General features: G+C 34.6%; 7 protein-coding genes. 5 read left to right on the top strand and 2 right to left on the bottom strand.

Going from position 1 to position 11,886, the window contains the following annotated elements:
• Positions 1-59 precede the first annotated feature (59 nt).
• The 4 genes from CKF54_RS06750 to glyA all read left to right on the top strand — a co-directional run bounded on the left by CKF54_RS06750 (position 60) and on the right by glyA (position 5,838).
• Positions 60-908, top strand: a complete 849-nt coding sequence (locus tag CKF54_RS06750) for a BspA family leucine-rich repeat surface protein (RefSeq protein ID WP_119525598.1) — start codon at positions 60-62, stop codon at positions 906-908.
• A gap of 304 nt (positions 909-1,212) precedes the next feature.
• Positions 1,213-2,136 carry a cytidine deaminase gene (cdd, locus tag CKF54_RS06745; protein ID WP_119525597.1) on the top strand — a complete coding sequence of 308 codons (924 nt, stop codon included), beginning with the start codon at positions 1,213-1,215 and terminating at the stop codon, positions 2,134-2,136.
• A 293-nt stretch (positions 2,137-2,429) separates the two neighbouring features.
• Positions 2,430-4,337 (top strand): SurA N-terminal domain-containing protein, encoded by a 1,908-nt coding sequence (locus CKF54_RS06740; RefSeq protein WP_119525596.1) that lies wholly within the window; start codon positions 2,430-2,432, stop codon positions 4,335-4,337.
• A 229-nt stretch (positions 4,338-4,566) separates the two neighbouring features.
• Positions 4,567-5,838, top strand: coding sequence for a serine hydroxymethyltransferase (gene glyA / locus CKF54_RS06735; protein ID WP_119525595.1), 1,272 nt, complete (start codon positions 4,567-4,569; stop codon positions 5,836-5,838).
• A 550-nt stretch (positions 5,839-6,388) separates the two neighbouring features.
• On the opposite strand, the gene CKF54_RS06730 is transcribed toward glyA, so the two are convergent.
• Positions 6,389-7,573, bottom strand: a complete 1,185-nt coding sequence (locus CKF54_RS06730; RefSeq protein WP_119525594.1) for a restriction endonuclease subunit S — start codon at positions 7,571-7,573, stop codon at positions 6,389-6,391.
• Between the two features lie 505 nt (positions 7,574-8,078).
• On the opposite strand from CKF54_RS06730, the gene CKF54_RS06725 reads away from it, so the two are divergent.
• The gene (locus CKF54_RS06725; RefSeq protein WP_119525593.1) at positions 8,079-11,267 is read left to right on the top strand and encodes a glycosyltransferase family 2 protein; all 3,189 of its coding nucleotides are present in this window, start codon (positions 8,079-8,081) and stop codon (positions 11,265-11,267) included.
• Positions 11,268-11,479: 212 nt separating this feature from the next.
• On the opposite strand, the gene CKF54_RS06720 is transcribed toward CKF54_RS06725, so the two are convergent.
• Positions 11,480-11,839, bottom strand: coding sequence for a hypothetical protein (locus tag CKF54_RS06720; protein WP_119525592.1), 360 nt, complete (start codon positions 11,837-11,839; stop codon positions 11,480-11,482).
• Between the last annotated feature and the right edge of the window lie 47 nt (positions 11,840-11,886).

Raw genomic sequence — 11,886 nt, 5'->3', positions numbered from 1 at the left:
CGCGCTTATATTTTGCACGGGCTGTGGGGACTATGAACTAGGTAACTTAGGTTACTAACATGAGTTATATGTTTTCAAATGCTACAAATTTTGATAGAGATTTGAGCTCTTGGGATGTTAGTAATGTTACAAACATGAGAAGGATGTTTTATAACTCTGCAAACTTCACTAGTGATTTAAGTAAATGGAATACTGGTGCAGTTACCGATATGTTTGGAATGTTTAATGGTGCAGTAAATTTCAACTCTGACTTGAGTCATTGGAATGTTAGTAAAGTAAAAGACATGTCACACATGTTTCTAGAAGCTAAAAGTTTCAACTCAGACTTAAGTAACTGGGAAGTAAGTAATGTTACCAATATGAGTGGTATGTTTGCAGAAGTTACTAATTTTAATAGTGATTTAAGCGCTTGGGAAGTTAGTAATGTCACAGATATGAGTAGCATGTTTTATAAAGCTACTAGCTTTACTAGTGATTTAAGCTCTTGGAATGTAAGTAATGTTACGGATATGAGCTCAATGTTTAGTGAAGCTACTAGTTTTACTAGTGATTTAAGTAAATGGGATACTAGTAAAGTTACAGATATGTCAGCAATGTTTGCAAATGCTACAAAATTTAATTCTGATTTGAGTAATTGGGATGTTAGCAAAGTTGAAAACATGATAATCATGTTTGCCGGAGCTAAAAATTTTAATTCAGATTTAAGTCGTTGGGACGTTAAAAATGTGAAAGATATGTCAATGATGTTTTCTAGAGCTGAAAACTTTAGTTCTAACTTAAATTATTGGGATATTTCTTCTCTTGAGAAAGCTGATAATATGTTCTTTTACAGTAAAGTTACTAAAAATGATGTATCTAGTTGGTCAAGAAAGAATGCTTACATTTACTACAAGTTAGGGTTTAATTAATAATTAAAATAAAATTTGTGATAGAGCTTTTATAAGTTCTACTTACTAACTTTATATTAAGTTTAACAAGAGGCAAACTATTCCATGGTAGATTCTATGAATAGTTTGCCTTTTACCTATTCAAAAAATTGAGACTTTTTCTAAAAAGATACTACCATCTGAATAGAAAAGCATGTCAAGGTTTAGGAGAAATTATAATAAATCTTAATTAAAATCAAAGAGATAAATATAAACTAGTGTTATAATAAAAGTAAGGACAAAACCTAATTCTAGCAACCCTTTACAGGACATTGAGGATATTTTTATGGCAAGTCTATTTCCACAAGTAGCATTTACAAATTCAATTGAAACCCCAGTTGAGAAGGCTATCCACCGTACTTTATTACATAATCATCTACGTGGTTATATAAGTGCACAACAAGCTCATGAGTTAAAAACAGAGTTTAATTTAACTGATCAAGAACTCTATTTTGCTCTTTTACCTTTTGCAACTTGCTATGCTTATCCAGTAATTTCCAAATTTAATGTTGGAGCAATTATTGAAGACTTAGATGGTAACTTCTACTTTGGTGGTAACCAAGAGTATGAAGGTTTACATATGCAGTACACGATTCATGCTGAACAATGTGCAATTAACCATGCTTATTGTTCTGGAGCAAGAGGTATTAAATCAATTATTGTTAACTATTCTCCTTGTGGTCATTGTCGTCAATTTATCAATGAAGTAAATACGGCAAAAGAATTAAAAATTTATTTACCACAAATTCCTGATGGCGCGCCATTAAGCCATTATTTACCAGATAGTTTTGGTCCTGCTGATTTAGATATCAAAGAAAGATTATTTGATAACAATCATAATCGTTCTGTTTTCCATAATTCTTGTTACGATGACGTAAAAGAAAAAGTTATTCGCCAAGGTAAAACTTACTCTCCTTACTCTAACTCTGAAGCTTTTGTGGTTGCAGCAACCGTTGACCGTGATTTCTTTGTTGGTCGTTATATTGAAAATGCTGCCTTTAACCCAAGTTTACCTGCAATTCTTTCAGCAATTTGCTTAGTAAGAGTATATGGTTTAAGTGGTGATAAGATTTCTCGTTTCTATGTACGTGAATCTAAGTACACGCCATTACCAATTACCCAACTAGTGCAAATGGTAGGGGATAACTTTGGTATTAATGTGGTATCTGAAGTAATTGATGATCCTGAAAGAGTTGGCTTAAGTAAATAAGTTTGGTTCATAAAATCTAAAGTTAAGTTGAAAACTGACTTAAAACTAAGTCGAAACTGGCTTAATACAGATTTGAAACAGATTTTAAACTGACTTAAAGACTAAACCTTATTTAACTATATCCTATTAGTTTAATAAGAGATTTCAAGCCCCTAGCATTGCTAGGGGCTTGATCTTTTTTTGGTAAAAATAGCCCTTTATTGTATAATGGAGGTTTAGACTGTATATTTTTTAGAACAGTTAAAATCCGAATTTACAATAACAAGTTTACCCAAACAAAGGACTATATATCCATGATAGGTAAGTTTAATTCCATTCAAAAATCATTTTTATTTAAACTAGTACCAGTTGCGATTGCAATTCCGTTTATTATCCAAACAATCACAGGTTCAAGACTAGGGATTCGTCAACCTAACTACTTAGTTTCTTTTAGTAATAAAGATGTTGGTATTCAATATAATGAATTCCAACAAGCTTACCAACAACGTTATAACCAATTATTACAAAGTTACGGTCAAGAAGAATTTGAAAAATTCATGACTCCTGCAAATGAGCAGTTATTACGTATGGCAGTGTTAGACAATCTAATCAATGATCGTTTACGTCTGCTTTATGCTAATGACATCGGAGTTTCAATTACTGATAATGAAATTATTCAAAATATCCGTAATAACTCTATGTTCCACGGAGCTGATGGACAATATTCAGAAGATCGTATTCGTGCTTTCTTAAATTATTACGGTTTAACAACGCAACAATACTTTGGTATTCTTGCGAACCAAATGCGTGATCAGTTTATTACGAATTTATTAAATAATTCTTATGTAACAACTGATAAAGAATTAGATACAAACATTCGTTTATCTTTTGCAACTGCGCACGTACAAGTAGCGCAATTAGACGCAAGTGCAAATGCCGCTTCAATTGAAGCTACAGCAGAGCAAGTACAAAATTACTACGATTTACATCGTGATAATTATGCAATTCCTGCAAAAGCTTCATTAAGTTTTATTCGTTATAACCGTGCAGAGTTAGCTGCTAAAGCGCCAAAACCAACTGAAGAGGAAATGCGTGCTTACTACGATGTAAATCCACAGCTATTTAATTCAAGCGTGTATGATCTTTCTGCAATCGTAGTTGATAACGAAGAAACTGCTAATAAAGTAATCGAAGCTTTAAAAAATGGTATGAGCTTTACAGAAGCTGTTAAAACTTACTCTACAGACGTAGCTGCAAGATTTAACGATGGTAGCTTAGGTAACTTATCAACCAACCAATTACCAGCCTACTTCAAAAATGTAGTGCCAGAAATGCAAGTACATACTTACTCGAATCCAGTAAAAGATTCAGATGGTAAGTACCACATTGCTTTCTTAAATGCTAAACAAAGCTCAACTGTGAGTTATGCTGATGCAAAAGCACAGATCAACTCAACTTTAACTAGAGCTAATGAGCAAACTTATTTACAAAATCTATTTGCGAAAGTACAAGAAGTTGTTGAATCTTACGGTAATATTTCACAAGTTGCTAAAATCTTAGAGTTACCAGTAATTACAACAAGTGAGTTCACAAGTAGCTCATTACCTTCAATGATTCCATCTGATGTTGCTCGTTTAGCTTTCACGGGTGACATGCAAGTAAACCGTGTAAACTCACCACAAGGTATTGCTGATTCAAACGATGAGATTATCACGCAACTAGATTCATATACTGCAAGTGAATATCCAACTCTTGAAGAGGTTAAAGATCGCGTAACTGCTGATACAAAACTTGCATTAGCTCAAGAAGCTAACTTAGCTAAATTAAATGAGCTAGCTCCTAAGTTAGAAGCTGCTTCAGTTGAAGAAGCTAAAAACTTATTAGCAGATGCTAAAGTAACTTTATCAGCAGAGCAAGAAGTGCAGTTAATGAATCCTACTAAAGAACAGTCTCCTTACTTAGAAGCTCTATTTACTTCTGCTTATAAAGGTAACCCTGTTGACTATTTAGTAGTAAATGATACTCAAGATAATCGTGTATACTTATTAGCTGTACATGGATTTACCGTAGAAAATGCAGCTCCTGCTGAGGTGTTAAAACAGTTCAAAGATAACTACAATCAAGTAGTTACTTATGATTACAACAATAACTTTATGCAACAATTACGTAAAGTTTATGATGTAAAAATTAACTATGAGCTGTTAGGCAACTCATCTAACTAATAGGTGCTTAGCTAATATATTGAGAAGTATTACTTAAATTAATACTTTAAAAGTGGGGTAGCTTCGGCTACCCTCTTTTAATGTGAGTGAAATTATCTGTCCCTGAAAGCAGATGATGCGCTCGTGAGCTTTCTCTGCACAAAAAAATGATTTAAGCTATAATTTTAGGGGCTTGTATTTAAGCTATAAATTTCTTTAAAAATATATTTATCTGGGAGGTTATTTGCCCATGACTATCAATTCAAAATCATTACAAGAGTTTGATGCTGAATTATTTGCAGCAGTTGAAGAAGAGAAGCAACGTCAAGAAGACCATATTGAATTAATTGCTTCTGAAAACTATGTTTCTGAATTAGTACTTGAGCTTCAAGGTTCAGTATTAACAAATAAATACGCAGAAGGCTATCCTCGTGCTCGTTACTACAATGGTTGTGAGTTTGTGGATAAAGCTGAAACTCTTGCAGTTGAGCGTGCAAAAGAATTATTTGCATGTGATTATGCAAATGTTCAACCTCACTCAGGTTCAAATGCAAATTTAGCAGTTTACTTAGCTTTACTAGACCATGGTGATGTAGTACTAGGAATGGATCTAGATGCTGGTGGTCACTTAACTCACGGTGCTAAAGTAAGTTTTTCTGGAAAAAACTACGTATCTTATGGTTATGGGGTAGACGCAAACGGTTACCTAGATTATGATGCAATTGCTGCTAAAGCTTTAGAAGTAAAACCAAAACTTTTAGTAGCAGGTTTTTCAGCTTACTCACGTGTAGTTGATTGGAAACGTATGCGTGAAATTGCGGATTCTGTAGGTGCATACTTACTATGTGATATTGCGCACGTTGCAGGTTTAATTGCTACAGGTTTATATCCTTCACCATTTGATTATGCGCATGTAGTTACAACTACTACGCATAAAACCCTAGCTGGTCCTCGTGGTGGTATGATCTTAGCTAAAGGGCAATCTCCAGAGTTTTATAAAAAACTAAATTCAGGTTTATTCCCTGGTAGCCAAGGTGGTCCTTTAGAGCACGTAATTGCGGCTAAAGCTGTTGCATTCAAAGAAGCTTTACAACCTGAATTTAAAGACTATATGCAGCGCGTACTTGATAATGCTAAAACTATGGTGAGCGTTTTCCAAGAGCGTGGACATAAGATAGTTTCAGGTGGTACAGATAACCATTTATTACTGTTAGATTTACTTGGTAAAGAGTATTCTGGTAAACAAGCTGCTTCATTATTAGAACAAGCTTGGATTACGGCAAATAAAAACTCTGTTCCAGGTGAAACTCGTTCTCCATTCCAAACTTCTGGTGTACGTTTTGGTACCCCTGCTATTACGCGCCGAGGTTTTACGGTGGAAGATACAAAAGAGTTAACTCATGTTATCTGTGACTTATTAGATAGCTTTAACAATCCTGGAACGCAAGAACAAGTTGTTGCAACTGCGCGTGCAAAAGTACAAGAACTTTGTCGTAAGCACCCAGTTTACAAAAAAGCTTAAGGTAAGTTTTTGTTAAAGACTAAGTTAAAGGTTAAATTTTAAAGTTGAAAAAGGTCTCGCTGTTAAGCGAGACTTTTTCATTTGCAGAATTAATAATTTCGGACTAAGTTGATCAACAATTATTTTACTTTAGTTTTGTGATATAGAGGTGAATAACTTTATAAGTGCTTGATCTTTAATTATTATTTTCTTGAGGAGTGGAAGGTAAACTTAGTAGGTAAGAAAATTTTTTGAGAAAATAGGTTAAACTTTTGCTTCTATGTTATTATATAGACATATAAGATTAACTTAAAGTTTAAGAAACTTATTGATAAGGATTAAATTATGTCAGCTCCAGAATTAAACAAATGCCGTAATAAAAAAATCGGTTGGACTTACGCTACTATTTTATTAGCAGTGTTAGTAGTATTTGGTTATGTAACTTTATACTAATTTTATAAAGATATAGAAAAGAGATCTAGGTAAAACCTAGATCTCTTTACGTATAACTTTAAAAGTGATCTCTATCTCTATGAACAAAAAGGCGCCTAAGAGGCGTCTTTTTGCGTTGCTAAATAAAGAGATTTTGGATTAAACCTTTGCGTAGAGTTCTTAGATATTCAATACGTTTAGTTTGCGCCTCAAGTAACTTATCTATATCTCTAAAGAGTTTAGCAATCTTTAATTGTTCTTCGTAAGTTGGAGGAAGATGAATTTCTAAGTTTTCTAAAATCCCTTTATTTAGTTTAGAACGAGTTGTCCCTACGCAAATTGCTTGATAGTGAAAGGAGCGTAGGTGGCTAATTAAGTACATGTTTTCGGTAAGTTTTTCTTTTGCGCGCATTACATGAGCGTGGTTATTAACCCAAATTTTGCCTTGAGTTAATCTAATTGGGTAATCATTCAAATCATTAGCTGCGTCTTCGGCAATAAGAATGTTTTCCCCATCGTGGGTATAACCTTGAACGTAGTCCTTGATACCATTAGCACCGTGGTAAGGAGTTTCACCTTTAACGCGATGTTTAGCGGTAATAGGTACGCGTTTGTTGTTATAAAAGGTAACAAGTTCGGCAACGGTTTTAGTTTGCCATTTTTGCTTTTGTTTACGTTTGCTTTGCTCTTGAGTAAATTCAGGAAATCTAAGAGACGGAAGACCGTCGACAAAGTTAAACATTTGTCTAACTAACCCCTTTCTCATCTTTCTTGTATTTTTATAGGCAGCAGTAGCAGAGGCAATTAAGTCATCGAGATCTTTAAAAAGATTACCAATCTTATTTTGTTCAGTTATGTCAGCTAACTTAACTGGAAAAGTTTTTAAGCTCTTGACGGTAAGAAAAGATTGGGCAGTACCTTGAGCCATGACATTGATAATCTTTTTACTTTCATGGCGTTGTAAGTAAGCTTGGAGATAGTAAGGGTTTACTTGCTTTTGGTCTTTAACTCTAAGTAAGCTAACTCGTAGATTAAGAGCGTAAGTGTCGCTAGCGGTTACTACGGCTGATCTCCCACAGTAACCATAGAGCACCATAACAATATCACCAGTTTGTAATAGGTCTTGAGTGTTATTAGTGTGCTTTTTAAAAGCAACGACACGGTTGTCTTTACCTATGGCTTTAATGGTTACAATTTGGTACTTGCCATCTTTATCTACGGGTAATTCTTTACTTCGCACGCGAAAATCAACTACTTGCTCTAAAGTAGTTTCTGTGTATGGGGTTGTGTTGTTAGTAAAGGATAAGCGGGGAAGTTTTTGCATAGATCAAATGGTTAAAAATTCGGTTTTTGATTGTTACTGGCAATAGATATTGTTTTTACTTGAGATATTACCGGGAGCTAAGGAATTAAGATCTTTGGATTTTTTGGGGGATGGTTATCTTTAAATCCTTGTTCCTAAGTTAGCAGTTTCCTAAGTTAGCAGTTTCCTAGGCTAGTAGCTTTAGACTTTAGAAAAGCTCAAGTAAAAGTATGCCTCTATTATACTCTAGTGTTAAGTAAATTGAGGAGCGTCTTTATCTTAATTTCTAGTAAATTTGTGCTTAATTTTTAGTTGAAATTAAGTAAAGTTACTTTTGTTTGTTTTTTACTTGGTTGCGAGAAAACTATTTATAAATTTTTTAGAAAAAAACTCATTTTTTCATTCTTTTTGGAAGAAAATCATGCTAACATAAAATATACTAGCTTACCGGATTTATCAGATTGAAGCTAAGAAAATGTAATATAAATCTGTGGTTACTTTTACCACCTCTACTTTGGATGAATAAATGATTTTTTCCTTAATTATTTCTTGTGCTAATGATGCACAAATGAAGGATCTACCTGTACTGGTTGACTCTTTACTTGAGCAATATGATTCAGAGGCAAAAAATTACGAAGTAATTTTTGTGCTAGATAGCGCTTTACCTGAACATGTTGCTATGGTTGAAGAACAAATTGCCCGTTTCCCAGAAAGAAATGCCAGAATGCTTGCCCAAGGACAAGCAGGGGTTGGTTCTGCGCGAAATTTAGGTATTTTAAATGCTAAGGGTGATTGGTTAATCTTTGCTTCAAGCAGTGACTTCTTTGATCAACACTTTTTATCAGAGTTAGCGCATGCAATTTACCTCTACCAAGGGGTAGGTATGTTCTTTACGCGTATCCAAAGTTACAAACCAGGTAAAGTAAAACAACACAAATACTATCAAGATCTTGAAGGCTCATCTCCAAAAAATATTATTGAAAAAGACCTAGATGACAATAAGATTTTTGATCTTGCTGCAATCAACGATCTCCATCGTTCAGCGCGTCGTATTGCTTTTAACCGCAAAGTATGTTTAGAGAATAATGTTTTCTTCCGTGAAGACGTACTTTTTGGTTCAGAAAAGATTTTCCACTTTAACTACCTGTATGCCCTCAAAAAACTAGTTGATGCGGGTGATCCACGTTTCCATTTAGGATTTAAATCAGTTTACGTAAAAGGGGCTGTAGTTCATACTTTACCACCTGATGTACGTAAGAACTTATTCTTTACCCAATCTGGATTTAAATCGCAGGATTTAATCTATGCACAAACTGGGTATTTAGTTGCAGCTTATGAGTTAGCGACTGAATGTGAGTTTGATGTAAACTTTGTGGTAGACAACTTTACTCTAATTGCCCAGTCAGTGGTATATGCGTTAGATTTTTCTCCAAGTCTAACAAGTTATAACGCTGGAGTACGTAATGAGTTAATTGCCTTTGTTAACATCCTTAAACGTTGGATGGAGCTAATTCGTGATCTAGGGGCAACTATTGAATTTTTAGATGCGGTAGCAAAAGATAACTTCTTAGTAAGAGTTAATGCGCAACCTTATGCAATATTTTTACAAGCTATCGCTTGTAACCCAGAACGTTGTGATCAGGTTGTTGATTTCCTGCTTACTAAAGATCCAGATAGCGCTCATAAAAATGAAACTATCCCAACTGCAAAAGTTTATCAAGTAAGTAATGCTTTTAAACGTACAATTGCAACGGTAGCTAATAGTTTCTTATCTCTGTTTGGCTCTAAAACTAGAAAAGCAGAGATCATTGAAGTTGATGAAAACCTAGCGCAAAACGGTGGTAGAGGCGAAGTTGAAGAAAAACTACAGCACGCTGACTCGTACAAACAAATTAACCAACAGTTAGTTAACTCAGCCAATGAATTAGCTTACTTATACTACCGTAAGATCTTTTACAAAAACAAAGAGCCATACTTAATCATTGTTACCAATATTCCAAATCGTGTTTTATCTTTCTTAGATAAACTTGGCTTTAATCGTAAAAACTTAACGCGTAATATAAGTTACCGTGTTTGTGGTTTAAACGTAGGTCGTCAATTACTCATTGATCTAAGCCTTTTAAACAGTAAAGAACGTAAAGCTTTACTAGAGTTTTGTGAGAAAAATTACCGTAACAACTCTTTCTCTCACTTTAACCACCATGGTTTAAAACGTTGGGCAACTAATTTCTTCTCAACTTGTCATGTACGTAGTAAGAACTATATTTTCTATCGTAAAGATTCATCTCGTAAAACTTTACCTTACCTAGAAAATATTGTTGCTTTACTAGGGAAAAATGCAGGACAAAGTACTCAAAGCGAAGTTAAGTTAATCAACTCTTATGAGCTTGGTTATGATTTAGACAATACTAAACCTTTTGAGCTCACTAAAGAGCAAAAAGCTAAGTATGTAATCCCACATATTCATACTGAAGCTGAACTCTATGATCCTGAAAAAGATCTGTATTCACAATTAAAAGCTAAGGCTACAGCCCTAGCTGATAAAGCTAAATACGATCAGCAAGGTAATGACTTAACAGACGGTTCTCAACTTGATGGTTTTAACCTGGAAGAAAAACTCCAAGCAGCTCAAGCGCAAGATGAGCTTGAGGTAAATGCTGAAACTCCTTTAGCAGGAACTGCTAACGAAGAGAAGCAAACTACAGCTAGCACTGCGAGCAATCAGACAGCTCAAGAGAGTGCTTCGACAGCAGCTAATAGTAGCGAAACTTCTAGCGACCAACCTGCTCAACAAACCGCAGAAAGACAAGCAACGCAAGCAGAACAAGCTAGTACTTCAACGCAAACTCAAGCAGAAGCAACAGAGAAATCTGAGCTAGCTTCAGCGCAAAATCAAGAAGATACTCCAGTATCTCAAGAGACAGCAAAAGCGCAAGTAACAGTTGACGCACAAGCTCAAGAACAAGCGCAAACTTTTGTTAAGGCTGACGGAACTGAAAGAGCAGAAAAAACTGAAAGAACTGAAAGTAACTTAAACTCTGAAGTTGCAGAAGATGAACTAAATGACATCATTGATCCTATGATTGCTGATGATACGGGTACAGTTCAATCTGGTAATGATGAGCTATTTGAAGAGTTAGATGAAACAGCTAACGAACAATCTGCAAAATCTCCAGCTAGTGAAACAGCAAAAGTATCAGACGAAGTAGTAACTCCTGAGACTATTAACCTGAAAGATATTTTTGCACCTCACCGTATTCGTGGTTTAAATCCAAGCGATTACATGAGTGATTACGCTCCTTTAGCAATTGAAGATTTAGGTACAGATCCTTTAGATCACAAGCTTAGTCATAGCATAAATTACTATACTAAGTTTGTAGGCTTAAACTCTTTAGTAGTACCTTTATCAGAAGTGTTAGATCGTAAGAATTTTAGTACGCGTTTACTACCGCCTCGTTTCCCATTACTGGATATTATTGTGGTAGTGGACACAGTATGTACGGAATTTAATCTTTCAAGTTTAACTTCTTTCCCGAACTTACGCTTACTCTTTACTGACGTAACTACTTATAAATACTGGTATGAGTATATTAAGTACTATGCGGGTACGCAAGGTGAGCAAGTTGATTATAGTCTGTACTTACATCGTTACGATCACTGGCGTCTAATTACTAGAAGCTTTGTGTTAGTAGGTAATAATCAACTAACAAACTAATAAGTGTACGCTGTTAGCTATAGTTGGCTTATATAGTTGCCTACTAGTTAAAGGTAAACAGACAAATAAAAAAGAAGAGGTATAACAAACCTCTTCTTTTTTATTATGCGCAAATTATTTGTCGCCTTTTTTCAGACTAAATAACCAGTCTTGGATAGCTCTAATATTGTAGCTATAGGGATTCCCGAAGTCGATAAAAAAATAAACGATATTTAATTTTTAAACGTCAGTCTAACTCCATACAAATAGTCGTTGATTTCTTTAAGGAATTGTTTAACTTCAGGGTACTCTTTTGGACCAGATAACTCCACTTCATCTATATTTATTTTTGATAAATAATTCAAGAAATTGGAGACAGTAATAGGGTTGCCACTATGCTTGAACTTTTTAGGCAGTTTAGCTACTGCTTTTTCAATAATTTCGTAGACATTTGTAGAAATTAAGAGGCAGAATACTCTACCTTTTAACACTTCTTCGTTGTTAACTAGCAAACGATCGTTATTAGTTCCTGTTTTTGAAAAGCGGAATGTCTTTTCTACGCTAAATTTTTGGTTATATCCTGAATTCCGCATCTAGTAATAAACCTAACGCCTTAAAATGAGGCGGTAAATACCAGATA

It is taken from the genome of Psittacicella hinzii (genome assembly GCF_003585885.1).
Taxonomy (GTDB): Bacteria; Pseudomonadota; Gammaproteobacteria; order Enterobacterales; family Psittacicellaceae; genus Psittacicella.
The sequence above is the reverse complement of the archived record's forward strand: the minus strand, read 5'-3'. Positions and strand labels throughout refer to the sequence as shown.

Coding starts and splice junctions, on each gene's coding strand:
- CKF54_RS06750 (WP_119525598.1), top strand. CDS start 60: ATGAGTTATATGTTTTCAAATGCTACAAATTTTGATAGAGATTTGAGC.
- CKF54_RS06720 (WP_119525592.1), bottom strand. CDS start 11,839: ATGCGGAATTCAGGATATAACCAAAAATTTAGCGTAGAAAAGACATTC.
- glyA (WP_119525595.1), top strand. CDS start 4,567: ATGACTATCAATTCAAAATCATTACAAGAGTTTGATGCTGAATTATTT.
- CKF54_RS06730 (WP_119525594.1), bottom strand. CDS start 7,573: ATGCAAAAACTTCCCCGCTTATCCTTTACTAACAACACAACCCCATAC.
- CKF54_RS06740 (WP_119525596.1), top strand. CDS start 2,430: ATGATAGGTAAGTTTAATTCCATTCAAAAATCATTTTTATTTAAACTA.
- CKF54_RS06725 (WP_119525593.1), top strand. CDS start 8,079: ATGATTTTTTCCTTAATTATTTCTTGTGCTAATGATGCACAAATGAAG.
- cdd (WP_119525597.1), top strand. CDS start 1,213: ATGGCAAGTCTATTTCCACAAGTAGCATTTACAAATTCAATTGAAACC.